The following is a 24,540-nucleotide window of genomic DNA, read 5'->3' as shown; positions in this document are numbered from 1 at the left end:
CGGAACCGCGCGGTGCGGCCCGGCGGCGTGCACACTGGGGAGGTGACGAGCCCCACCGACCCCGCGCTCCGGATCCGCGAGCTGCCGATCCCCGAGCACCCGGGCGCCGAGGGCTGGGACGACTTCGTCACCCTCACCGCGATCGGCAACGCCGTCGAGGCCGAGGGCACCGGCACGGACGAGCTCGGCTTCCCCGCCGAGACGAACCTCGGCGAGTGGCGGCAGCAGGAGTTCGACCCGCGCCGCGCGTTCCTCGCCGAGGTCACGACGGACGACGGAGTCCGCGCGGTCGGCAGCGGCGAGCTGCACTGGAGCACCGAGGAGGGCGACGACGCGGCCTGGCTGGCGTTCTCCGTCCTCGCCGCGGAGCGCGGGCACGGCGTCGGCTCCGCCCTGCTGGAGCGGCTCACGGCGGAGGCGCACGCGCTCGGGCGGACCGTGCTGCAGACCTGGACGGCGCACCGGGCCGACCGCTCGGGGCCGCGCCTGGCCGCGCGCTCCGGGGCGGGCTCCGTTCCGGCCGACGACCCCGGCGCGCGCTGGCTCGCCTCCCGCGGCTGGGTGCTGGAGCAGGTGGAGCGGGTCAGCGCGGTGCGGCTGCCGCTGGATCCCGTGCTCGCCGCGTCCCGGCGTCGCGGTGCCCTGGCGCACGCCGAGGGCTACGAGCTGCGGCACTGGAGCGGCGCGACGCCCGCGGAGCTCGTCGACGGGATGCTCGCCCTGCGCGCGAGCATGTCCGCGCAGGCGCCCACGGCCGGGCTGTCGGTGCCGGAGGAGACCTGGACCCGCGAGCGCCTCGAGGCGCACGACCGCGAGTCGACCGCCGGTGGACGGGTGGAGCTGACCTCGGTCGCCCTGCACGAGGGCCGGCCGGTCGGCTACTGCACCGTCGACGTGCTGCCCGGCCGCGCCGCGCTCTGGGGCGCGACGCTCGTGCAGCCGGCGCACCGCGGGCACCGGTTCGGCATGCTGCTCAAGCTCGACGCGCTCGAGCATCTGGCCGTGGCCGATCCGGACTGCCGGGCCGTCTACACCTGGAACGCGGAGGAGAACCGGCCGATGCTCGCCGTCAACGAGGCCGTGGGGTTCCGCGCGATCGCGGTGGAGGGCCAGTGGCGGCTCGACGAGGTGGCGCCGTGATCCCGCTGGTGGAGCCGGGGCCGCCGCTGACCGCCGCCGAGCGCGAGCGCTTCGCCCGGCAGATCCGGCTGTCGCCGCTCGGCGAGCTCGGGCAGCGCCGCCTGCGGAACGCGCGGGTGCTCGTCCTCGGCGCGGGCGGCATCGGCTCCCCGGTGATCACGGCGCTCGCCGCAGCCGGAGTCGGGCACCTCGGGATCGTCGACGGCGACGTCGTCGAGGCGTCGAACCTCGCGCGGCAGACGGCGCACGACGAGTCGTCGATCGGCTCGTCGAAGGCGGAGTCCGCGGCGGCGACCGCGCGGCGGCTCTCCCCCGGGATCGACGTGCAGGCCTTCCCCGTCTCCTTCACCGGTGCGAACGCCGACGCGCTCGTCGCGGGCTGGGACGTGGTGGTCGACGGCTTCGACACCTTCGGCTCGCGCTACCTCGCCTCGGACGCGACGACCCGGGCCGGCGTTCCGCACGTCTGGGGGTCGGCGCTCGGCTTCGACGGGCAGCTGTCCACCTTCTGGGCGGCCGCGCCGGGCGGCGGGGTCACATTGCGCGCCCTGCATCCCGGCGCCGAGGACGCGGCCGACAGCTGCGCGACGGTCGGGGTCCTCGGCTCGCTCTGCGCGGCGATCGGCTCAGCGATGGCGAGCGAGGTGGTCAAGCTCGTCTCGGGCGTCGGCGAGCCTCTATTCGGCCGGGTCGTCGTGCACGACGCGCTGGACGGCTCGTGGAACGAGCTGCCGCTGGCCCGCGCGGTGCCGCCGGTGGCTGCGGTGCTCGCCGTGGCCGGAGCGGTGACCGCCGACGAGCTGCGGGCGCGGCTCGCCGGGCCGACGCCGCCGACGGTCGTCGATCTGCGGGAGGACGACGAGGACCGCTCCGTCGCGATCCCCGGGGCCGTGCGGCTGCCGATGTCGCGGTTCGATCCGGCGCTGCTGCCCGCGGGGCCGCTGGTGCTGCACTGCGCCTCGGGTGTGCGCTCGCGGATCGCGGCCGACCGGGCGGCGGCGGTGGGGATCGCCTCGGACTCGCTGCTCGGCGGGATGGTGGGCTGGCGCTGATCCGACTGCCGGTCGGAGGCTCGATTCGCAGGTCGTCCGCGTTCCCTGTGCCGTCTCGCCGCGTGGCACGGCCGACCGGAGCCGGCATCTCCTGCACAACGGACGGGCACCTGCACAGCGGCGAGAGGGGTCAGCCGCCGGCGAAGGGCGGCAGGACGTCCACCGACGCGCCGGTGGGCAGCGGAGTGGCGCGGTCGGTCGTCGAGACGCCGTCGACCAGGTAGCTGCAGCGGGCGAGGACGTCGGCGGCGGACGGCGCGGAGGCGACGAGCTCCGCCTCCAGGGCGGCGAGGTCGGAAACGCCCTCGAACTCGTCGGAGGCGCGCCCGAGGGCGGCCTTCGCCGCGGCGAAGTAGCGGACGCGCACGCTCAGCCGCCGATCGCGCTCATGGTGCGCTCGGGCTGCACGAATCCGGCCCGGTTCATCTCGTGGCCGGCCGGCTTGGCCCACATCGCGCCGCGCCAGAGCTGGGCGACGTGGTGGTCGTCGGCGCCGGAGCGCATCGCGCCGAGCAGGTCGGTCTCCTCGTTGGAGAAGAGGCAGCTGCGGACGCCGCCCTCGGCGGTGAGCCGGGTGCGGCGGCAATCGCCGCAGAACGCCTCGGTGACGGAGGCGATGATGCCGACGGTGCCGAGCAGCTCGTCGGAGCCGATCGCGCGGACGTCGAAGAGCTCGGCGGGCGCGCCGTCGCGCGGCGCGGCGTTCGGCGTGAGGACGAAGCGCTCCGAGAGCAGGTCTCGGATCATCGCCGCCGTGATCATGGTGGAGCGGTCCCAGCCGTGGTCGGCGTCGAGGGCCATCTGCTCGATGAAGCGGAGCTGGTGCCCTCCGGCGAGCGCCCAGGCGAGCAGCTCGGGCGCCTCGTGGTCGTTGATCCCGGGCAGCAGAACCGCGTTGATCTTGGTCTGCTGGAGCCCGGCGGGGCCGAGCGCGTCGATGCCGGCGAGGACCCGGTCGAGGAAGGGGCGGCGGGTGACCTTCGCGAAGGTCTCGGCGCAGATGGAGTCGAGCGAGACGTTCACGCGGTCCAGGCCCGCGTCGGCGAGCGACTGCGCGCGGCCGGAGAGGCCGATCGCGTTGGTGGTCAGCGAGATCTCGGGGCGCGGCTCGATCGCGGCGACGTCGCGGATGATGTCGACGAGGTCCTTGCGCAGCAGCGGCTCACCGCCGGTGAAGCGGATCTGGCGGACGCCGAACTGCTCGACGGCGATGCGGGCGAGGCGGACGATCTCCTCGCGGTTCAGCAGCGAGGCGGGCGGCTGGAACGGCAGCCCCTCGGCCGGCATGCAGTAGGTGCAGCGGAGGTTGCAGCGATCGGTGAGCGAGATCCGCAGGTCGTCGGCGACGCGTCCGTAGCTGTCGAGCAGCAGCGGGGTCTCGGGCCGCTCGGCCGGGAGGACCGCACCGCGTGGGCGGGGCCGGATGCCGGGGATCCCGAGTGCTGTACTCATCCGGACAGACTACGCGCCGGATCCGGGCCGGAGCGGGCAAGATGGAGACGTCCCTGCCGCCGGTCAGGAACGCCTCCGCCCCGTCAGGAACGCCCCGCCCCGTCAGGAACGCTTTCGCCGGCCAGGACCTCCGAGAGGACCCGATGACCTCGATCGATCTGCACGCCGCCCGCGTGCGCGCGCTGCTCTCGCCGCTGGCCACCCGCGGCGCCCGCGAGACGCTGACGCTCGCTCCCGCCGCCGTCGCCGCCGACCCGGGCGCGTACGACCGCCGGGTGCTCGCACGCTCGGTCGACGCTCCGCTGGATCTGCCGCGCTTCGACAACTCGCAGATGGACGGCTTCGCGGTGCGCGCGGCGGACCTCGCCGCGGCGAGCGCCGGCAGCCCGGTCTCGCTGCCCGTGGCCGCGCCGATCCCGGCCGGCGACCGCGCTCCCCGGCACGAGGCGGGCACCGCGGTGCCGATCATGACGGGCTCGCCGCTGCCGGCCGGGGCCGACGCCGTCGTCGCGATCGAGACCGTCGACCCGCCGCGCTTCCCCGCCCCGGGCAGCACCGACGCCCACGTGGCGTTCTCGCGCCCCGTCGTCGCGTCGGCCTTCGTCCGCGCCCGGGGCAGCGACGCGAGGCAGGGCGAGCTCGCGCTGCCCGCCGGCACCGTCCTCCGCGCCGCGCACTACGGGCTGCTCGCCTCGCTCGGCCTGACCGAGGTCGAGGTGCTCCCCCGCGTCCGCGTGCTGGTCGTGCCGACCGGGCACGAGATCCGCGCGGCCGGCTCGGAGCTCGAGGACGCGCAGATCTACGACGCCAACGGCTCGCTGCTGGCCGAGGCGGTCCGCGAGGCCGGCGGCCTGCCGATCGTCGTGCCCTGCGGCAGCGACCGGCCGGAGGACCTCCTCGCGCTCCTCGACGAGCACGCTGCCGAGGCCGACCTGGCGATCACCGTCGGCGGGGTCAGCGCCGGCGCCTACGAGGTGGTCCGCGACGCGCTCGGGGCGGCCCGCTCGGAGTTCGGCCACGTCGCCGTGCAGCCGGGCGGACCGCAGGGACTCGGACTCGTCCGGGTCCGCGACGACCTGCACCTGCCGATCGTCTCGCTGCCGGGCAACCCGGTCAGCGCCCTGGTCTCGTTCGAGCTGTTCCTGCGGCCCGTGCTCCGCTCGCTCGCGGGCCGGCTGCCGGCCGAGCGCCCCCGGCTGCGTGCCCGGCTGGCGACATCGCTCGACTCCCCCGGGCATCTGCACCAGATCCGGCGCGGCACCCTCGACGACGAAGGGCTCGTGCACGCCGTCGGCGGCCCGAGCTCGCACCTGCTCGCGTCCTACGCTCGATCGAACGTGCTGATCCACGTCCCGATCGGGACCGAGCACGCCGCGACCGGAGACACGGTCGAGATCTGGAGGATCGATGACTGACACGACGGACACGACCGGAAGCGGCGGGACGGCCGACGGCACCGAGCTGACCCACGTCCGCGGCGACGGCGCCGTGCACATGGTCGACGTCGGCGGCAAGCAGGTCACTTCGCGGGTCGCGGTCGCGGAGGGGTTCGTCGAGACGACCCCCGACGTCGTCCGCCTCCTCGCGCAGGGCGAACTGCCCAAGGGCGAGGCGCTCGGCGTCGCGCGCATCGCCGGGATCATGGGCGCCAAGGCCACCTCCGCGCTGATCCCGCTCTGCCACCCGCTGGTGCTCGACGGCGTCGACATCGACCTCGAGCCCGGCGACGACCGGGTCCGGATCGAGGCGCGCGTGCGCACGAGCGGCCGCACCGGCGTCGAGATGGAGGCGCTCACCGCCGTCAGCGTGGCCGCGCTCACCGTCTACGACATGATCAAGGCCGTCGACCGCGGCGCCGTCATCACCGGGATCCGCGTCCTGGCGAAAGAGGGCGGCAGGAGCGGCTCATGGAGCCGGTCGTGAGCCGCACCGCAGTCGCGGTGGTCGCCTCCACCCGCGCCGCCTCGGGCGTCTACGAGGACCGCACCGGTCCGGCGCTGCTCACCTGGTTCGAGAGCCGCGGCTGGAGCGGCCGCGTGGTCGTCGTCGCCGACGGCGACGCGGTCGGCGAGGCGATCTCCGATGCGCTCTCGGCCGGCATCGACGTGGTGATCACCACCGGCGGCACGGGCGTCGCACCGAGCGACGTCACTCCGGAGCAGACCGCGCCGCTGCTCGAGCGCGAGCTGCCGGGTCTCGCCGAGGCCATCCGCGCGCGCGGCGCCGCGCACGTCCCCACCGCGGTACTCAGCCGTGGGCGCGCGGGAGTCAGCGGCCGGAGCGTCATCGTGAACCTGCCCGGCTCTCCCGGCGGCGTCCGCGACGGCATCGAGGTGCTCGAGCCGATCATCGGCCACGTGCTGGACCAGCTGGGCGGGGGCGATCATGTCCGCTGATCCCGTCGCCCTGGCCCGGATCGCCCGCGACCCCGTCACCGTCGACGAGTGCGAGCACGCCGTCGAGTCGCCGACCCACGGCGCCGTCGTCACCTTCGCCGGGATCGTCCGCGACCACGACGAGGGCCGCGGGGTGCTCCGGCTCTCCTACGAGGCGCACCCGGAGGCGCCGGCCGCCCTGCTCGCCTCGGCCCGGCGGATCGCGGAGCGCTTCCCGGAGGTGCGGGTCGCCGCGGTGCACCGGGTCGGCGACCTCGTGGTCGGCGACCTCGCGCTCGCCTGCGCCGTCGCCTCCGCCCACCGCGCCGCGGCCTTCGAGGCCTGCGCGGCGCTGGTCGACGACATCAAGGCGACCGTGCCGATCTGGAAGGAGCAGTCGTTCGTCGACGGCAGCTCGGAGTGGGTCGCGTCGCTCGGCTGATCGGCCGCGGCGGGCTCGGAAACACGAGCGTCACACGTCTGGGGTTCACTGGAGCGAGCGCGCCGTCGGCGCACGGAGCGGAGGGCGCGGCATGGACCTGAACACGATCCAGCGCGTGCGCGTCGTCCGCGAGCGCGCCGAGCTGGCCTCGATGGGTCCGCGCACCGCGGTGATCGGCGGCGGGTCCTGGGTGTTCTCGCTCCCGCACGACCACCTCGACGAGCTGCTCGACCTGCAGGGCTTCGGCTGGGAGCCCTACCGCGAGACGGCCGAGGGCCTCTCGATCGCGGCGACCTGCACGCTCGCCGAGCTGTCGGCGATGCCGGACGGCGGCCGGGCGTCGCACCCGCTCTTCTTCCAGTGCTGCACGGCGCTGCTGGGCTCCTTCAAGATCTGGAACGTCGCGACGGTCGGCGGCAACATCGCCAACGCACTCCCGGCCGGGCCGATGATCAGCCTCACCGCGGCGCTCGACGCCGAGGCGCTCGTCTGGCGCGCGGACGGCTCCGACGCTCTCGTGCCGGTCGCCGAGCTGGTCACGGGCAACATGACGACCTCGCTCGGGCACGGCGACGTGATCCGCTCGATCGAGTTCCCGCGCCGGGCGCTGGCGGCGCGGACCGCGTACCGGAAGATCGCGCTGTCGCCGCTCGGGCGCTCCGGCGCGCTCGTCATCGGCCGGGTGGACGCCGACGGGGAGGTCGTGGTCACGGTGACCGCCGCGACGATCCGGCCCGAGGTGCTGCGCTGGCCGGTGCTCCCGACGGCCGAGGAGCTCGACGCCGCGCTCGGCGGGATCACGACCTGGTTCACCGACCCGCACGGCGCGGCCGACTGGCGGCGCGCGGTGGTGGGCGTGCTGGCCGAGGAGATCCGCGGCGAGCTGGGCAGAGCGGACCAGCCGGCGACGAGCGGCGAGACCACCCCGACCGCGGGAGGCGCCGCATGAGATTCACCGTCAACGGCGAGCCGGTCGACGCGTCGCCCCGCCCCGGCCAGGTGCTGCGGACGCTGCTGCGCGACCACGAGCACTTCGAAGTCAAGAAGGGCTGCGACGCCGGAGACTGCGGCGCCTGCTCGGTGCTCGTCGACGGCACGCCCTTCCACTCCTGCCTCTACCCCGCGCACCGCATCGAGGGGCGCGAGGTCACCACCGCCGCGGGACTCGGCACTCCGGAGGAACCCGGCGCGGTGCAGCAGTCGTTCGTCGACCACGCCGCGTTCCAGTGCGGCTTCTGCACCGCCGGCATGGTCGTCACCGCGAGCGCCCTCGAAAGGGCGCGCGAGGAGGACCTCCCCCGCCTGATGAAGGGGAACCTCTGCCGCTGCACCGGCTACCGGCCGATCCGCGAGGCGCTGTCCGAGCACCTCTGCGAGCCGCCCACCGGGCTGACCCCCGTGCGGCGCACCGGGCGCACCTCCGCCGACGAGTCGCGGGTGGGCCGCTCGCTCGGCGCCCCGGCCGGCCGCCGCATCGTCTCCGGCCACGAGCCGTACACGCTCGACGTCGCCGTGCCCGGGCTGCTGCACCTCAAGGTGCTGCAGAGCCCGCACGCGCACGCCCGCATCCTCTCGATGGACACCGCGGTCGCCGCGACGATGCCCGGCGTCGTCGCCGTGCTGACCGCCGCCGACGTGCCGGACATCCTGTACTCCACCGCGCGGCACGAGTCGCGGCTGGACGACCCCGACGACACCCGGATGCTCGACACCGTCGTGCGCTTCCGCGGCCAGCGGGTCGCGGTCGTCGTCGCCGAGTCGGTAGGAGTGGCCGAGGCCGCCTGCCGCGCGATCGAGGTCGAGTACGAGCTGCTGCCCGCGGTCTTCGACCCGGAGGAGGCGCGCGCGCCCGGTGCCCCGCTCCTGCACGCGGACAAGGACCCGATCGCCTCGCGCATCGCCGACCCCGGCTCGAACGTGGTCGCCGAGCTGCACGGCGAGTACGGCGACGTCGCCGCCGGCCTCGCCGAGGCGGACGTCGTGGTCGAGGGCCGGTGGACCACCTCCCGCGTCGCGCACACCGCGCTGGAGACCCACGGCACGATCGGCTGGCTCGAGGGCGACGAGCTGGTGCTGCGCACCTCCACCCAGGTGCCGTTCCTGGTCCGGGACGAGATCGCGCGGATCTTCGACCGCGACCCCGCGAGCGTGCGGGTCTTCACCGCGCGGGTCGGCGGCGGCTTCGGCGGCAAGCAGGAGATCCTCACCGAGGACGTCGTCGCACTGGCCGTGCTGGCGACCGGGCGGCCGGTGCAGTTCGAGTTCACCCGCTCCGACGAGTTCACGATGGCGCCCTGCCGGCACCCGATGCGGGTCGACGTCACGCTCGGCGCGCGCCGCGACGGGCGGCTGACCGCGCTGAGCGTCGACGTGCTCTCGGACACCGGCGCCTACGGCAACCACGGCCCCGGGGTGATGTTCCACGGCACCTCGGAATCGGTCGCGACCTACACGGCGCCGAACAAGCGCGTCGACGCGCAGGCGGTCTACACGAACAACCTGCCCTCGGGCGCGTTCCGCGGCTACGGCCTCGGCCAGGTGATCTTCGGCATCGAGTCGGCGATGGACGAGCTCGCCCTCGAGCTCGGCATCGACCCGTTCGAGCTGCGGCGGATGAACGCGGTGAAGCCGGGCGAGCCGCTCGTGGTGACGCACGTGGAGGGCGACGACATCGGCTTCGCCTCCTACGGGCTCGACCAGTGCCTCGATCTCGCGGAGGCGGCGCTCGACCGCGCGACGGGCGCTGAGGCTCCCGAGGGACCGGGCTGGAGCACCGGGCGCGGCATGGCGGTCGCGATGATCGCGACGCTGCCTCCGCGCGGCCACTTCTCGGAGGCCACCGTGTCGGTCGACGCCGAGGGCGTGCTCACGATCGGAGTCGGCACCGCGGAGTTCGGCAACGGGACGACGACCGTGCACACCCAGCTCGTCGCGAGTGCGTTCGGGGCCTCGGCCGATCGGGTGCGGATCCGCCAATCGGACACCGCCGCGGCCCGGTACGACACGGGCGCGTTCGGCTCCGCGGGGACGGTCGTCGCCGGCAAGGCCGTCTACAGCGCGGCGCTGCGGCTCCTCGCCGACCTGCGCTCGCTGGCGAAGCGGCTCACCGGGCACGACGGCAGCGAGTTCGAGCCGGACGACGAGGGGCTGCTCGCCGCAGATGGCACCCGGGTGAGCTACGCCGACCTGGTGCTCGCGGCCGGCGGACCGGTGTCGGCGACCGGCAGCGAGGACGGAGCGCAGCGCTCGCTCGCCTTCAACGTGCAGGGCTTCCGCGTCGCGGTGCACGCGCCGACCGGTGAGGTGCGGATCCTGCAGTCGGTCCAGGCGGTGGACGCCGGCTTCGTGATCAACCCGGCGCAGCTCCGCGGGCAGGTCGAGGGCGGCGTCGCCCAGGCGATCGGCTCGGCGCTGTACGAGGAGGTGATCCTCGACGGCGAGGGCACCGTGACCACGGCGATCCTGAGGAACTACCACATCCCGCAGATGGCCGACGTGCCGCCGACCGAGGTCTGCTTCGCCGACACGGCCGACGAGCTGGGCCCGTTCGGCGCGAAGTCGATGAGCGAGGCGCCCTACAACCCGGTGGCGCCCGCACTCGCCAATGCCGTCCGCGACGCCGTCGGCGTCCGGCCGCACGCCCTGCCCGTCTCCCGCGACCGCGTCTGGCGCCTGCTGCACCCCGACGCGGCGCCGGTCCAGGCGGTCGACGCGGGCGCACCCCCCGGCTGACCTCGGACGCGCCTCGCGCCGATCGCGGACGCGGCTCACCATGCTGGTCGAGTAGCCCCGCAGGGGCGTATCGAGCGGCGAAGCCGCTTCGCGTCTCGGTGGTGAGAGAAAGGGCGCGGCGGCACCGCATCATGTTGGTCGAGTAGCCCCGCAGGGGCGTATCGAGACCCGCCACCACCAGCAGAGCGGGTCTGCAAACTCGCGTTTTGACGGTGGTGGATCTCGATACGCCCGCTCCGCGGGCTACTCGATCAGCATGCAATCGCCCCTCCATGTTGGTCGAGTAGCCGCGGAGCGGCGTATCGAGACCACCGCCCCTCAGCACACCGCGCCGAGGCGTCAGACGCGCGACGCCAGCTCCGCGCTCGCGCGGGCGACCTCGCGGGCGATGGCGTGCTCGTCCACGGAGACGAGGTGCCCGTCCGCGACCACGGGTTGCCCGTTGACGAGCAACAGGGTCAGCGGCGGCTGCGCGCCGAGCGCGAGGGCCGCGACCGGATCGGCGATGCCGGCGTGCTCGATCCCGTCGATCCGCCACAGCGCCAGGTCGGCGAGCTTGCCCACCTCGATCGAGCCGATCTCGTCCTGGCGGCCCAGCACGCGCGCGCCGCCGATCGTCGCGATCGAGAGCGCCTGCCGGGCGCTCATCCGGTCGGCACCGGCGCGCAGCCGGTTCATCAGCACCGCCGCGCGGATCTCGGAGCCGAGCTGCCCGGACTCGTTCGACGCTGCCCCGTCCACTCCCAGCCCGACCGGAGCCCCGGCCGCCAGCAGCTGCGGGATCGGCGCGATGCCCGCCGCGAGCCGCGCATTCGAGGACGGGCAGTGCGCGACTCCGGTGCCCGTGGCGGCGAACTTCGCGATCGCGTCGTCGTCGAGGTGCACGCCGTGCGCCATCCAGACGTCGTCGCCGAGCCAGCCGAGCGACTCCAGGTAGTCGGTGGGCGACATCCCGAAGGCCTCGCGGGTGTAGGCGTCCTCCTCGACCGTCTCGGACCCGTGCGTGTGCAGGCGCACGCCGAGCTGCCGGGCGAGGACCGCCGACTCGCGCAGCAGGTCCGGCGTCACCGAGAACGGCGAGCACGGCGCGATCGCGACGCGCACCATCGCGTCGAACGAGGTGTCGTGGTACCGCTCGACGGCCTCGCCGCTGGCCTGCAGTGCCGCCGCGGTGGTCTCGACCGCGAAGTCCGGCGGCAGCCCGCCCTGCGACTCGCCGAGGTCCATCGAGCCGCGCGTCGCGTGCAGCCGCAGCCCCAGCGTGGTGGCGGCGTCCACGATGCCGCCGACGATGTCGCCGGAGCCGCGCGGGAAGACGTAGTGGTGGTCGCCGACGGTGCTGCAGCCCGAGCGGGCGAGCACCCCCATCGCGCCGAGCGAGGCGGTCCGCGTGAGGTCGGCGTCGATCCGCGACCAGGCCGGGTACAGCGCGACGAGCCAGTCGAAGAGGATCGAGTCCTGCGCCCAGCCGCGGGTCAGCCACTGGTACAGGTGGTGGTGGGTGTTGACGAGTCCGGGGGTCAGCAGGTGCCCGCGACCGTCGACGCGGGTGAGTACGACGGGCTCGGCCGACGGGAGTCCGGTGGGCGCTCGGCCGTCGAGGGCCCAGGCCGGCGGCGCACCGGCGCCGACCGCGACGATCCGCCGGTCGTCGACCACCACGTGACCGCCGGGATGCTCGGTCCCGGCGGGGTCGACGGTGGCGACATGGGCTCCGGTGATGACGTGGCGCTGCATCCCCCGAGCATGGCAGCGCGGTGTTTCGCTTTGGTAAACCAAGCCGACAACCTGACTACTCTCCGAACTCTCGCTCCGAATGTATCGTCGCGATTCGCATCTGGTCGACACTTACCCATTCGGCAAGCCAAGTGTTTGCAGCAGCGTAAACCAGACCCAGGATATCTTCAGTATCAATCTCCAAGAGCACTACGGGCTTTCCTTGCCGCCTCGACGCTCGCATCGCAACTAACCTGGAATCGGTAAGATGAACGTACTGTCGGCGACCCTTTGTCAAACCTGATTCAGCCTCAAAGATCGAGGCGATGTTATCGACAGGAGTGGCATGGAAGAGTTTGCCGCTCGGCGTCCGCCTTTCGTAAACAATTTTAGAAGATACCGAGTGGCCATACGATGCTCGAATGTCGAGATCGTCGAGTTCGAAGCGTGATTCTCCAAGGGCGCCAGCAATTTGCATGAGTTGCCGGGATGATACCGAATGTCCATCGGCTCTCAGTAAATCAGTCAGATCATCTACGTGAATCCATCCCTCCCGTGATAGCGGTGCAAGCGGATCGTGTCGAAGGCGATACGACATTGCCCTACTTATTCTCCGTCGATCAGCAACGTCGAGAACACTGTTTGAGCGTCCGCTCGCAACTCCCGTCATTTCAGCCCAGGCACGGCTTAGAATCGCAGCAAGTTCGGCAACCGTTGAGTCACCACTCCGACTCAAGGAGTCAAGACACCTGCCAGCCCAATCTTTCGTTTTCACGTTCGTATCACTACTGAAAATAAGTCGAACAAATCTTGCTATGGCAGCTAGTTCATAGGCGACGAACGCCGAATCGAGTTCAACGGTGAGCGAGGAATTTACATCCCTAAGTTGGCTTATATATTCGGAGACAATCTGCTTCCGCGACTGCCAGTCGTCGGGCTCGAAGACGCGATGGTCCTCGATCAATTGCGCCAGTTCGTACCCAAGGGGTCGGAAGCCACTGGCTTCTAGATCTACAGCAACAATTCGACCATCGGCTTCTACGAGCCAGTTTTGCGAATGCGCATCCCGGCGCTCAAAGCAGGGATATTGCGCGAGTTCACTCCACCAGCGCTCGAAGAAAACTGCGCGGACATCCTCACCCACTAGCCTTCGCAGCCACCAACCGAACTCTTTCGCCCAGAGAGTCTTTCGTACTCCAGTTATAGAACGAGAAGATGGCATTGCGTGGATGTATGCGAGAAAGCGGCTTGTTTTCGTTAGAAGATCAATCTTTCCTTGGCGCTCTTCGATCTCCAATTGCGCTGAAAGAGTAAGGCCATTCCGATAGCGACGAACAGATACGACCTGCCCCTCCGCTACCTCACTCATTCGAGCTGTCGTGGCGTCAAGCGTAGTGACCGTTTCCGTCACTGCGAAATCGTTTGAAACGTCGCATTTTTCGATCCAATCGGCTAACCGCTCGGTCCGCGTTGCATCACGCTCATGCGCTATCTCGTTCATGATCTTAAAAACAAAGATCCGGCCGTCGGCCCGATCCGAGTCCATCAGTGAAGCAACCCCACCACTTCGCCCGCCTAGCGCGACTCGCTTGAGATCATGACTGAGTATTGCTGAACGAGCGGCAATCTCGTACAACGACACAAAATCGCCGTTACGAACGGCGATAGCCAGTTCCGTTTCCCCGTCAAGAAGGGCCCCGGTCAAAGCACCGTTCTTTTCAATTTCTTGTGCAAGCACAGTCAGCTTAGTTGCAGCGTCACCAACATCAGCCGTCTTTAAAGCAAGATATGAGATTGCCTCTCGACGGAGCCGGGATGTCCTATGCCAATTCTCCTCCAGACTTGCCAACACGAGCTGGTCTTCGGCGAGCGACAGCTTCACACGACTGCCCATCAAGGCGACCTGACGTCCCTCGCCCTCCCGGAGACGATTCGCCCGCTGCAAGAGCGCTTTCGTTGATGAAGCGGTGGTTCTACTGTCATTCGCGACGGAGGAGAGTAATTCCGCGCAAATATCGCGACCCACAAAAGAAGATCCTTCGCTACTTGCCAGAACTGCATCGACGACGGGTATCCCGTGACGGTAAAGAGCACCAGGAAGCCTGCCATACCTTCCTCTTACGCTGAAAGGGAAACGCACAAGCCTCACATCTGTGCTGGAATTGCGAAGACTCGATTCGCCAACTAAGCCCTCGAGAAGAGATTCGAGCATCGTGGCACGAAGACGATCTTCCGGCCGCGGGCTTTCGAGCCGCTTCGCTAAACGCACTGCCGCTCGCGCGTTTTCGATGCAGGCGCTCGCACCTTCCATCGAGCGCGTTTCTTGGCTGAGCCGCAACCATACGTCCGCAACATTTAAATACCAACTCGTGGCTGCTTTCTCGGGTAGAAATGCTACCTCTGTGGTATCTCTTGACTTTATCTCGTCTGCGGCTCGGTGAAGCCAGTCGGCATCGCCGTAAAAATCATAAATCCAAGTACAACCTTCGACAAAATAAGCAAGTGCGTGTTTACTACCTTTCTCATGCGCGTCAAGTAAGGCCTCGCATGACTGAATCAGATCATTTCTTGATGGCGTCGAGAATCGCGCCGCAAGGATCCCCGTCATTCCAAGTCGCGAGCTAAAAGAACGATTCGTCTCCAGGCCGTTCATTTGATCGTAGCTAACCACGTACTCGAGGTACATTCGAGCAAAAGTTAGTACACGGGCGAAAAGTGTTCGGCGCTGAGACGTTGCATCGAATGCCGCGTCGAAAGCGGCAAGCGCTGTGCGCTCGCGCGTCTTATTCAGAATCGACGAGGTGCTAAGTGAAAGCGATCTCATATACGGAGCCATCGCACCTATTCGTCGAGAGAGATGCTCCTCGTGGACGAGCCTGCCGAGAAGCGGAATCGGCGGATCTTGAGCTTGTAGATCCTTCACTAGCGAAGCGAGTTTATGACCTGTGATCGTTACGTCAAGCCAATCGGCGACAGCATCAGAACTTGACGTGGTCGCCCACTCGCGAATAGAACTGACAACATCCACACCGAGACGTTCAGCGAGCCTTTTTATCTCGGGGAAGTTCTTCTCGAAAGCAACTTCCAGACTCCGATCTAATCGTCTATTCTGTGATTGCTCAATTCGAGAGGCGACGTCAAATGGCGAAGGTGTCATGCGCTTTCCAGATCTCTCAGTACAAGTGCGAGCTACGGCGCCCCCATGTGAAGATCATGACACCCTGACCACCACTTGAGCAATCATTTTGCCAAGTTCGGAGGTCGCACGCGATCAAACTTGCGCCCTGCGAACAGCGAACTAGCCCGAATATTGCACCTTGATATTGGCTGCTCTGCGTGATTCCACTTACGCCTTACGGTGAAGGCGTGCCGCGCTGCGGAGAGTAGTTTTGCTCATCGACAGTAGGCGAACCCTTGGCGTGACCATTGGATCGGCGTTCGTTGAGCACACCGAGTTGACCTGAGAGGGCCGCATCCACTAGGAGCCCCGTCGACAGAGAAGCACTTAGGCAAGAAGTAATCCGAAGGTATTTACAGGTATGACGGCGGCGAAGCGGAGCGCCCGCTCGAGTCTCGGGTTTCCTCACGAGGTGTTTGTACCCCGAAGTAGATCGTGGTCAGGTTGCCCTCGCGCCCGTCAGCGCGAGGCGTGGATCGGCCCCGACCGCCCCGCCAGCCGCGCCCCCGATGCCCCGGCGCGCACCGCCAGCACCTCCGCGAGGATCGAGACCGCCGTCTCCTCCGGCGTCGACGCGCCGATGTCCAGGCCGATCGGCGAGTGCAGCCGGGCGAGCGACTCCTCCGCCACGCCGGCCTCGCGCAGCAGCCGCAGCCGCCGCTCATGCGTGCGCCGGGAGCCCATCGCGCCGATGTAGGCGGCGGGCAGCGTCAGCGCCGTCTCGAGCAGCGGCACGTCGAACTTCTCGTCGTGGGTGAGCACCGCGATCACCGTGCGCTCGTCCACCTCCGTCGCCGCGAGGTAGTCGGACGGCCACTCGACCACGACCTCGTCGGCGCCCGGGAACCGCTCCGCCGTCGCGAACACCGGCCGCGCGTCGCAGACCGTCACCCGGTAGCCGAGCAGCGCCCCGGCCGCGCAGAGCGCTGCGGAGAAGTCGACGGCGCCGAAGATCAGCAGGCGCGGCTTCTCGGCACTCACGACGTAGGTCACCTCGAGCTCGACGCCCTGGCAGGCGATCTCGACCGTCGCCGAGCGGCCCGAGGCCAGGCGCGCGGCCCGCTCGGCGAGGATCCGGCGCACCGTGTCCTCGTCCAGCGACGGTCCCACCACGTCCTGAGCGCGGGTCGCGCCGGTCAGCACCATGCCGACGAGCTCGTCCGGCCCGCCGACGATCATCGCCAGCCCCGCCTGCCGCCCGGCCCGCGCGGCCCGCAGCTCGGCCAGCACGGCCCCCGAGCTCGCGTCGACGACGTGGCCGAAGACCCGCAGCTGCCCGCCGCAGGAGAGACCGGCCGCGAACGCCGCCTCGTCGTCGAAGCCGAAGTGCTCCGAGCCGGAGCCGCCGGAGCCGAGCACCTCCTGCGCGAGCGCGTAGGCCTGGGCCTCGACGCAGCCGCCCGAGATCGAGCCGATGGCGCTGCCTGCCGCGTCGACCGCCATGGAGGAGCCGAGGGCGCGCGGCGCCGAGCCGAAGACGTGGGTCACGGTGACCACGGCGACGCTCTCGCCCGCCTCGACGCGCGCGAGGAGCGGTACGGCGAGTTCGAGCACGGCGGCCTCCGACGTCAACGGGCGGGAGGGCGCGGAGCCGGGTCGTGCGGCCGGCGGGCGCTCACACGCGGGAAACATGCCGAGTATATGGTCGAACCCATGCCCGACGACTCCCCCTCGCTCGACCTCGTGATCCGCTCCTCCGCCGTCCTCACCGAGAACGGGACGCGGCCCGCCAGCGTCGCCGTCGCGGGCGGTCTCATCGTCGCCGTCGGCGACATCGACGCGCCCTGGAAGACCCTCGAGGAGGTCGTCCTCCCCGCCGGCCAGGTGCTGCTGCCGGGGATCGTCGACACCCACGTGCACGTGAACGAGCCCGGCCGCACCGAGTGGGAGGGCTTCGCCTCCGCCACTCGTGCGGCAGCGGCCGGCGGCGTCACCACGATCATCGACATGCCGCTGAACTCGATCCCGCCGACCACCACCGTCGCGGGGCTGGGCGCCAAGAAGGCCGCGGCCGGTCCGCAGGCGCTCGTCGACGTCGGCTTCTGGGGCGGGGCGATCCCGGAGAACCTCGGCACCCTGCGCGAGCTGCACGACGCGGGCGTCTTCGGCTTCAAGTGCTTCCTCTCGCCGAGCGGCGTCGACGAGTTCCCGCACCTCAGCACCGAGCAGCTGTTCGCGGCGATGGCCGAGATCGCCGCGTTCGACGGCCTGCTGATCGTGCACGCCGAGGACCCGGACGAGCTCGAGGCGAGCGCCAACGCCGGCGGCACCTCCTACGACGCCTTCGTCGACTCCCGGCCGCCCGCTTCCGAGAACTCGGCGATCGCGAGCGTGATCCAGGCCGTCCGCGAGACGGGCGGGCGGGCGCACATCCTGCACCTGTCCTCCGCCGAGGCGCTGCCGCTGCTGCGCGAGGCGAAGGCCGAGGGGCTGCGGATCACCGCGGAGACCTGCCCGCACTACCTCACCTTCGATGCGGAGACGATCCCCGACGGCGGCACGCAGTTCAAGTGCTGCCCGCCGATCCGGGACGAGCGCAATCGCGAGCTGCTCTGGAAGGGCCTGCTCGACGGCACGATCGACCTGATCGCCTCCGATCACTCCCCCGCCACGGCCGAGCTCAAGTTCGCGCACGACGGCGACTTCGGCCTCGCCTGGGGCGGCATCTCCGGGCTCGAGCTGAGCTTCCGCGCGGTCTGGACGGGCGCGCGCGAGCGCGGGATCCCGCTGGAGCAGGTCGTCGCCTGGATGTCGACGGCGACCGCCGCCTTCGCCGGGCTCGGGCAGAAGGGGCTGCTGCGCGCCGGAGCGGACGCCGACCTGGTCGCGTTCGAGCCGGAGGCGGCGTCGCCGGTGGACGTCGACGCGCTCTCGCACAAGAACAAGGTCTCCGCCTACGACGGACGCGTGCTGCGCGGCGCCGTCGCGGCGACCTGGGTCGGCGGAGTCCGGGTCACGGACGGCAGCGAGGCGCCGGTCGGCCGGCTGCTCGAGCGGCCCTGAGCCGTCACCGGCGGCGGAGTCGCAGCGACGGGGCCGGGCCGCGTGTTCCGGTCACGTTTCCGCCGTGTGAACTCCCGCGGTTCCGGGCGTGGGTCCGGGCGGATCGCACAAGACTCGGGTGAGGCGGGCGCCGGACGCTGAGTGCTCCGCCGGTGCGACGGGATCGCCGCGGGCGGCATCCTGGCAGACGGGCACCGCCCGGCCGCGCGACCGCGGACGCCCGCAGAGCCCCACGAACCACCGAACGCGAACAGGAGCGGACATGTCGATCATCCTCGGAGACCACCAGTACGGGAAGGCCGAGAACCGCGTCGTCCGGATCTACCGCGACAGCCCCCGGCACGAGATCCACGATGTGAACGTCTCGACCGCCCTGCGCGGCGACTTCGCGGCCGCGCACCTCACCGGCGACCAGTCCGCGGTCCTCCCCACCGACACCCAGAAGCAGACCGCCTACTCCTTCGCCAAGGAGAAGGGGCTGCGCTCGATCGAGGCGTACGGCCTCGAGCTGGCCCGGCACTTCGTCGACGGCACCGAGACCGTGCACGGCGCGCGGATCGAGATCGAGGAGTTCGCCTGGGAGCGCGTCCTGGTCGACGGCGCCGAGCACGACCACACCTGGGTCCGCAAGGGCCAGGAGGTGCGCATCGCCTCCGTCACCGTCGAGGGCACCGGCGACGCGCAGCAGGTCTGGATCACCGGCGGCTTCAAGGACCTGACGATCCTCAAGTCCACCGGCTCGGAGTTCCACGGCTTCCTGACCGACCCGTACACGGTGCTCCCGCCCACTCGGGACCGCGTGATGGCGACCTCGCTGGTCGCGAAGTGGCGCTTCGCCCTCAGCGACCAGGAGATCGCCGCGAGCGACTGGGAGGCCGTCTACGCCGGAGTGAAGGCACTGATGATCAGCCGCTTCGCCACCGTGCACTCGCTCGCCCTGCAGCAGACGCTCTTCGAGATGGGCAAGGCGGTGCTGGAGGAGTTCCCGCAGATCGTCGAGGTGCGCCTCTCGGCCCCGAACAAGCACCACTTCCTCTACGACCTCTCGCCCTTCGGCGTGGAGAACGACAACGAGGTCTACCACGCCGCCGACCGGCCCTACGGCCTGATCCAGGCCGCCGTCACCCGCGACGACGCGCCGGACGCCGGGCCCGCCTGGTACGCGTACTCGGGACTGGTGTGAGCGGAGGGTCCGGTCCGGGCGCCGGTTCGCGCGGCGTGCACCGCGGCCACGTCCTGCACGTGGCCGGCCGGCCCACCGTCGAGACGGCCGCCGAGGCGCTGGTCTCGATCCCCGACGGCGCGCTCGTCGTCGGCGACACCGGAACGATCCTCTGGGTCGGACCGCACGCCGCCCTCCCCCGCGACTATGCGGACTGGCCGGTCACTGGCGACGCGGGCGCGTTCTTGCTGCCCGGCTTCGTCGACACGCACCTGCACTTCCCGCAGACGTACTCGACCGACGCGTTCGGCGGCGGGCAGCTGCTGGAGTGGCTCGACACGGCGATCTTCCCGGCGGAGTCGCGGCTCGCCGACGAGGAGTTCGCGAGCCGCATCGCACGCGCCTTCACCCGCCGCCGGGTGAGCGCCGGGACGACCGCGGCGATGGTCTTCGGCTCGGCGTTCCCGCACGCGCAGGACGCGCTGTTCGAGCGGAGTGTCGAGGCGGGCCTGCGGACGGTGTCGGGTCGCGGACTGCAGACGGTCGGGCCGCCGTCGGCCGCGGCGCTGCTGACCGGCGAGGACGAGGCGCTCGCGCTCGTCGCCGAGGAGATCGACCGCTGGCACGCGGTCGACACCGGCGACCCCTCGACGGCGTTGCAGCAGGTCGCGATCGTCCCCCGCTTCTCGCTGTCGGTGAGCCCGACGACGCTCGCCGGGCTCGGCGAGCTCTACGACGGCGTGCGCGACCTCGGCGTGTACGTGCACAGCCACCTCAACGAGAACGACCGGCCGGGCGACGGCGAGATCGCGGCGGTCCGGGCGAGCTTCGGCACCCGCAGCTACCTGGACACCTACGACGGGCTGTTCCTGCCCGGCTCGCGGCGCGGCGGCTCCTCGCTGCTCGGCCGGCGGACGATCCTCGCGCACGCCGTGCACTGCCAGGACGCGGAGCTGCACCGGATGGCCGCGACCGGCACCTCGATCGCGCACTGCCCCACCTCGCAGCAGTTCCTCGGCTCGGGGACGATGCCGTGGCGGCGCACCGCGGCCGCGGGCGTGACGATCGCGCTCGGCAGCGACATCGGCGCCGGCGACGAGTGGCTGCTCGCACGGGTGGCGAACGACGCCTTCAAGGTGCACCTGTCGGAGGAGGGCGACGCATCGATCGCGCTGCACCCGGCCCAACTGCTCTTCACCGCGACGCTGGCCGGTGCGCGCGCGCTCGACATGGAGGAGCGCTTCGGTAACTTCGACCTCGGCAAGGACGCCGACTTCCTCCGCATCGAGCCCGACCGCTGGGAGCCGCTCGCAGAGGTGCTCGCCCTCGGCGTCCGCGCCGACGACCCGGAGGAGGCGACGGCCCAGCTGCTGTTCGCCCTGCTCCTGGGCCTGCGCGAGCCCGCCATCGCCGCCGTCCACGTGCAGGGCCGCCGCGTCGTCGCCCCGGCGGAGTGACGGGCCGTCGTCCCCGTCCACGCGGCCTCCGCTCGAGTCGTGATCCCGATGATCCTGTCCTCGGGCGGAGCAGCGCGCTAGCGTCGGGCCATGACCCGTCGACTCGCCCCGGTTCTCGCCTCCGCGCTGCTGGGCCTCGTGCTCGCCGGCTGCGCGTCGCCTCCGACACCGGCGTCGACGCCCGACGCGAGCGCCGCGCCCACCGCCGGTGACCTGGTCGCGGCAGCGGTCGACATCCGATTCACCGGCGACGCAATGCGCCTCTGCCAGTTCGACAGCGATCCCGGCTTCATCATGGGACCGTCCCCGTGCGAGGACGGGCTCTCCCTCAGCGGGATCGCACCCGACGACCTCCGCGCGCAGAGCGCGGCGCAGGGGTTCCGGCCGCGGACCGAGGACGGCGTCGAGACGATCCCCGCCTACGTGGTCGGACGCCTCTCGGGAACCTCCTTCGACTTCGTCAGCGCCGACGGCGAGCGGTACGTCCCCGTGGGCAGCAGCACGCCGACCGCCGCGCCGACGCCGGCTCCGAGCTTCGCGACGGACGAGGAGAAGATCGCCTACTCCGACGCCCAGCCCATCCCGCAGCCCGAGGGCTGCACCGCTCCGGCGGGCGGCTGGCGGTCGATGGCGGCGCTCGGGCTGCACGAGGCCGCCGCCTACCAGCAGGCGCACCCGCACACTGTGCTCGGCAACGCGCAGACGTTCATCGACCACAGCACGCAGATCGCGCTGCTGTCCGTCGCGGCGGACGCCGACCCCGCGGTCGTCGCGGCGGATCTCGCCACGGCCTACCCGGGCGCACTCTGCGTCCTGCAGACGGACATCACCGCCGACGACCTGGACCGCGTCCAGGTCGACCCGGTCCTCGCCGCAGCCGAGACCGTCCTGTCCTCGAGCCTCTGGCAGCCGAGCGAGACGAGCGGCGACGATCCCGACCCTGTCTTCACGGTCCGGATGATCGTCCTCACCGACGAGGCGATCGAACGCGCGGCCGAGTACCCGGACGGACTCGTCGAGCTGCAGGCCTGGTTCGAACCCGTCGTCGACCGCGACGCCTCCTGAGCAGGCCGGCTCAGCCGCAGCGCCTGTACGTCGAGGACCCCCGGCAGGCGTGCTGGTGGAGTAACCCCGCGGGGCCCGCCTTTCATGCTGGTCGAGTAGCCCCGCCAGGGGCGTATCGAGACCCACGCGTGCAGACAACGGCGGATCTCGATACGCCCGCTTCGCGCCCTACTCGACCAGCGAAGAAGGAGCTGCCGCGCTGAAGCGACCGACCCCGCGCTGGTCGAGCAGACCCGAAGGGCCCGCCTCCATGCTGGTCGAGTAGCCCCGCCAGGGGCGTATCGAGACCCACGCGTGCAGACGCCGGCGGATCTCGAGACGCGCGCTGGGCCCGCTACTCGATCAGCACGGTTGCTCAGCGCAGCCGCAGCGCCAGGAAGAGGTCGGCGCGGTCCGACGTGTTCGAGAGGTCGCGCTGGGTCAGCTCCTCCACGCGGGCGATGCGGTAGCGCACCGTGTTGAGGTGCAGGTGCGTCTGCTCGGCCGCGCGCACCCAGGAGCCGCCGCAGTCGAGGAACGCCGAGAGCGTCGCCACCAGCTGCGAGTTGTAGCGCGCGTCGTGCTCGAGCAGCCGCCCGAGCACCAGCTCGACGAACACCGCGCGCAGGTGGTCGGGCACCGCGCTCAGCAGCTGCACCGCCGAGGTCACCTCGCCCGCCGTCCCGATCCGCACCGGCGACGCGTCGCCGGGCGCGGACGGCAGCCGCAGCGCGTAGCGCGCCGACCGCAGCGCCCCACCGAGCGCGGCCAGCGGACTCGGCGCGCTCACTCCGACCCGCAGCACCGCTCCGTCGAGCGCCGCTCCGGCCCGGCGCAGCGCCGCGGTCACGACGGCCAGGGCCTCGTCGTCCGCCACCGGGACCAGCGCCACCGCACCGTCGGCATCGCGCCCCACCACGGCCCGACCCAGGTGCGCCACCGCGTCCGTCAGCACCGAGCGCGCGAGCTCGCCGTCGCCGTCCACCGCCGCGGCCAGCACCGCGAACCGCTCGACGCCGGCGAGGCCCAGCTGGCGGAGGTAGACCGCCGTCTCCGGCTGCTCGCTGTCCTCCTCGATCAGCTCGAGAAGCCGGTCGGCGAGCGCCGCGTCGGCGAGCAGGGCCGCCTCGCGCTGCAGCCGGTAGAGCCCGATGACACCGGTCAGCTCGGTGATCGCGTCGAGCAGCGAGGGGTGCCACCCGTTCCAGTCGCCGGCGACGACGACGAACCACGAGGCGGCGCGGTGCTCCTCCGCTCCCGCGACGGCGAGGATCGACAGCACTCCTCCGTGCGCGTCCGGCACCGTCACCGGGGTGCGGCGTGACGTGAGGGCTGCGTGCACGACGCGGTCGACCTCGTCGGCGCTCAGCGGATCCGCGGACGCGGCGGCGGAGCGCCCGGTCGCGGTCAGCACCCGCACCGGCCTCCCGAGCTCGGTCGAGGTGCGGGCGATCAGCTCGTCGAGCAGCTGCCCGCGGTAGACCTCGGTCAGCAGCTGCCGCTGGCGCGCGAGCCCGGCTGTCAGCCGCGCGACCCGGTCGCCCGCCAGCGCATTGGAGAGGTGCGCGGTGATCGAGGCGAAGGACACGTCGGCCGGCACGGCGAACAGCGCGACCCCGTGCGCGCGGCAAGCCGCGACCAGATCGTCGGGCACGAAGCCCAGGAGCCCCTCGCCGGCCAGCAGCGCGACGGCACCGGAGGAGGCGACCGCGGCCACGAAGGTCTCGCTGTCCTCGGCCGTGCGCCGCCACATCATGCCGGTGAGCACGAGCTGGTCCCGCGCCAGATAGCGGCGCGGGTCGAGCAGATCGGTGGTGAACGTCCAGTTCACCTCGCGCGCGAGCGCCTCCTCGGTGGTGTGCACGGCGCGGATCCGCAGCGTCGGTGCGTCGAGGAGCTCCCGGAGCTGCACGCTCAGCTCCCCCGGTAGGTCGAGTAGGCGAACGGGCTGAGCAGCAGCGGGATGTGGAAGTGCGCGGCCGTGTCCTCGAGGCGGAACGCGACGACCACCTCGGGGTAGAACGACGCGGTGCCCGAGCGCTCGAAGTACGCGGCGGTGTCGAAGACGACGCGGTAGATCCCCGCGGGCAGCTCGGTAGGGCCGAACTCGGCGACGCGGCCGTCGGCGTCGGTCCGCGCGGTCGCGATCGGCTCCCAGCCGGATCCTCGTCGCGCCTCGAGCGCGACCGGAACGTCCTGCGCCGGCCGGCCGAGCACGGCGTCGAGCACGTGCGTCGTGACGTGGCTGCGGTGCGCGCTCATCGGCCCGCCTCCACGACGGCGCCGGTCTCCGGTCCGAGCGCGCGCACCCGCAGCACCGTGATCTCGCGCAGCTGGTCGGCGACGATCCCGCGCTCGGTGTCCTCGTCGAGGCCGAGCCGGCGCTCCAGCTCGGCGACGATCTCGGCGCGGTCGCGCCCGGCCGCGCGGATGAGGAACACCCGCCCGAACCGCTCCTCGTAGGCCCGGTTGCCGGCCAGCAGCCGCTCGGCCAGCGCCTCGTCGGGCGAGAGGCTCGACGCCTGCTCGGCGGCGGAGAAGTCGGAGGAGCGTCCCGCGCCGGCGTGCCGCTCGCCGATCCGCGGGTGGTCGGCCAGCGCCTCCTCCACCTCCTCGGCGGTCAGCGTGCGCGCGTGCGCGTCGGCCGCGGCGGCCAGAGCCTCGGTCGAGGCGTAGGGCGCGCCCGCGGCGACCTCGTCGGCCCAGCGCGGGACGGCGAGGCACGCCAGCAGCGCGTCGCGGAGGGTGGTGGGGTCGGTCATGCGGTCTCCTCGTCGGCCCGGGTGT

20 protein-coding genes are annotated in these 24,540 nt (G+C 71.3%); 12 read left to right on the top strand and 8 right to left on the bottom strand.

Going from position 1 to position 24,540, the window contains the following annotated elements:
• Positions 1-42 precede the first annotated feature (42 nt).
• Both EDF43_RS17150 and EDF43_RS17145 read left to right on the top strand, forming a co-directional pair.
• A complete protein-coding gene (locus EDF43_RS17150; protein WP_132437820.1) occupies positions 43-1,140 on the top strand; it encodes a GNAT family N-acetyltransferase in 1,098 nt (365 codons plus the stop codon).
• On the top strand, positions 1,137-2,192 hold the full coding sequence (locus EDF43_RS17145) for a ThiF family adenylyltransferase (protein ID WP_132437819.1): 1,056 nt from the start codon (positions 1,137-1,139) through the stop codon (positions 2,190-2,192). Before EDF43_RS17150 ends, EDF43_RS17145 begins: the two co-directional genes overlap by 4 nt.
• 130 nt (positions 2,193-2,322) lie before the next feature.
• On the opposite strand, the gene EDF43_RS17140 is transcribed toward EDF43_RS17145, so the two are convergent.
• Complete coding sequence (locus EDF43_RS17140; RefSeq protein WP_207901822.1) at positions 2,323-2,559, bottom strand: MoaD/ThiS family protein; 237 nt, start codon at positions 2,557-2,559, stop codon at positions 2,323-2,325.
• Positions 2,560-2,561: 2 nt separating this feature from the next.
• Positions 2,562-3,644 (bottom strand): GTP 3',8-cyclase MoaA, encoded by a 1,083-nt coding sequence (moaA, locus tag EDF43_RS17135; protein WP_132437818.1) that lies wholly within the window; start codon positions 3,642-3,644, stop codon positions 2,562-2,564.
• A gap of 143 nt (positions 3,645-3,787) precedes the next feature.
• Here moaA and glp point away from each other — a divergent pair, with 143 nt between their 5' ends.
• The 6 genes from glp to EDF43_RS17105 all read left to right on the top strand — a co-directional run bounded on the left by glp (position 3,788) and on the right by EDF43_RS17105 (position 10,193).
• Complete coding sequence (gene glp, locus EDF43_RS17130) at positions 3,788-5,059, top strand: gephyrin-like molybdotransferase Glp (protein WP_132437817.1); 1,272 nt, start codon at positions 3,788-3,790, stop codon at positions 5,057-5,059.
• On the top strand, positions 5,052-5,567 hold the full coding sequence (gene moaC, locus EDF43_RS17125) for a cyclic pyranopterin monophosphate synthase MoaC (RefSeq protein ID WP_127886331.1): 516 nt from the start codon (positions 5,052-5,054) through the stop codon (positions 5,565-5,567). The genes glp and moaC overlap by 8 nt, the downstream gene beginning before the upstream one ends.
• Positions 5,564-6,040, top strand: a complete 477-nt coding sequence (locus EDF43_RS17120; RefSeq protein ID WP_123446009.1) for a molybdenum cofactor synthesis domain-containing protein — start codon at positions 5,564-5,566, stop codon at positions 6,038-6,040. The genes moaC and EDF43_RS17120 overlap by 4 nt, the downstream gene beginning before the upstream one ends.
• Positions 6,030-6,461 carry a molybdenum cofactor biosynthesis protein MoaE gene (locus tag EDF43_RS17115; protein ID WP_123703271.1) on the top strand — a complete coding sequence of 144 codons (432 nt, stop codon included), beginning with the start codon at positions 6,030-6,032 and terminating at the stop codon, positions 6,459-6,461. The genes EDF43_RS17120 and EDF43_RS17115 overlap by 11 nt, the downstream gene beginning before the upstream one ends.
• A 91-nt stretch (positions 6,462-6,552) precedes the next feature.
• The gene (locus tag EDF43_RS17110) at positions 6,553-7,410 is read left to right on the top strand and encodes an FAD binding domain-containing protein (RefSeq protein WP_132437815.1); all 858 of its coding nucleotides are present in this window, start codon (positions 6,553-6,555) and stop codon (positions 7,408-7,410) included.
• A complete protein-coding gene (locus EDF43_RS17105) occupies positions 7,407-10,193 on the top strand; it encodes a molybdopterin-dependent oxidoreductase (protein ID WP_132437814.1) in 2,787 nt (928 codons plus the stop codon). The genes EDF43_RS17110 and EDF43_RS17105 overlap by 4 nt, the downstream gene beginning before the upstream one ends.
• Before the next feature lie 339 nt (positions 10,194-10,532).
• Here the strand turns inward: EDF43_RS17105 and EDF43_RS17100 are convergent, their stop codons facing one another.
• The 3 genes from EDF43_RS17100 to EDF43_RS17090 all read right to left on the bottom strand — a co-directional run bounded on the left by EDF43_RS17100 (position 10,533) and on the right by EDF43_RS17090 (position 16,641).
• Positions 10,533-11,930: an 8-oxoguanine deaminase gene (locus EDF43_RS17100; protein ID WP_132437813.1), complete on the bottom strand. Its 1,398-nt coding sequence runs from the start codon at positions 11,928-11,930 to the stop codon at positions 10,533-10,535.
• Positions 11,931-11,985: 55 nt separating this feature from the next.
• Positions 11,986-15,066, bottom strand: coding sequence for an RNA 2'-phosphotransferase (locus tag EDF43_RS17095; protein WP_132437812.1), 3,081 nt, complete (start codon positions 15,064-15,066; stop codon positions 11,986-11,988).
• A gap of 480 nt (positions 15,067-15,546) precedes the next feature.
• The gene (locus EDF43_RS17090) at positions 15,547-16,641 is read right to left on the bottom strand and encodes an XdhC/CoxI family protein (RefSeq protein ID WP_132437811.1); all 1,095 of its coding nucleotides are present in this window, start codon (positions 16,639-16,641) and stop codon (positions 15,547-15,549) included.
• Between the two features lie 99 nt (positions 16,642-16,740).
• On the opposite strand from EDF43_RS17090, the gene allB reads away from it, so the two are divergent.
• The 4 genes from allB (at position 16,741) to EDF43_RS17070 (ending at position 21,774) form a co-directional block, all read left to right on the top strand.
• On the top strand, positions 16,741-18,090 hold the full coding sequence (allB, locus tag EDF43_RS17085; protein WP_132437810.1) for an allantoinase AllB: 1,350 nt from the start codon (positions 16,741-16,743) through the stop codon (positions 18,088-18,090).
• Positions 18,091-18,352: 262 nt separating this feature from the next.
• The gene (pucL, locus tag EDF43_RS17080; RefSeq protein ID WP_132437809.1) at positions 18,353-19,273 is read left to right on the top strand and encodes a factor-independent urate hydroxylase; all 921 of its coding nucleotides are present in this window, start codon (positions 18,353-18,355) and stop codon (positions 19,271-19,273) included.
• Positions 19,270-20,709: an amidohydrolase family protein gene (locus tag EDF43_RS17075; protein WP_207901819.1), complete on the top strand. Its 1,440-nt coding sequence runs from the start codon at positions 19,270-19,272 to the stop codon at positions 20,707-20,709. The genes pucL and EDF43_RS17075 overlap by 4 nt, the downstream gene beginning before the upstream one ends.
• Before the next feature lie 90 nt (positions 20,710-20,799).
• Complete coding sequence (locus tag EDF43_RS17070) at positions 20,800-21,774, top strand: hypothetical protein (protein ID WP_132437807.1); 975 nt, start codon at positions 20,800-20,802, stop codon at positions 21,772-21,774.
• A 355-nt stretch (positions 21,775-22,129) separates the two neighbouring features.
• Here EDF43_RS17070 and EDF43_RS17065 read toward each other — a convergent pair whose 3' ends face one another.
• The 3 genes from EDF43_RS17065 to uraD are packed head-to-tail and all read right to left on the bottom strand — an operon-like array spanning position 22,130 to position 24,515.
• Positions 22,130-23,665, bottom strand: a complete 1,536-nt coding sequence (locus EDF43_RS17065; protein ID WP_132437806.1) for a helix-turn-helix domain-containing protein — start codon at positions 23,663-23,665, stop codon at positions 22,130-22,132.
• Positions 23,666-23,667: 2 nt separating this feature from the next.
• On the bottom strand, positions 23,668-24,015 hold the full coding sequence (gene uraH / locus EDF43_RS17060) for a hydroxyisourate hydrolase (RefSeq protein WP_132437805.1): 348 nt from the start codon (positions 24,013-24,015) through the stop codon (positions 23,668-23,670).
• On the bottom strand, positions 24,012-24,515 hold the full coding sequence (gene uraD / locus EDF43_RS17055) for a 2-oxo-4-hydroxy-4-carboxy-5-ureidoimidazoline decarboxylase (protein ID WP_132437804.1): 504 nt from the start codon (positions 24,513-24,515) through the stop codon (positions 24,012-24,014). Before uraD ends, uraH begins: the two co-directional genes overlap by 4 nt.
• Positions 24,516-24,540: the final 25 nt, after the last annotated feature.

The sequence above is a fragment of the Rathayibacter sp. PhB179 genome (assembly GCF_004345345.1).
Classification (GTDB): Bacteria; Actinomycetota; Actinomycetes; order Actinomycetales; family Microbacteriaceae; genus Rathayibacter; species Rathayibacter festucae.
The sequence above is the reverse complement of the archived record's forward strand: the minus strand, read 5'-3'. Positions and strand labels throughout refer to the sequence as shown.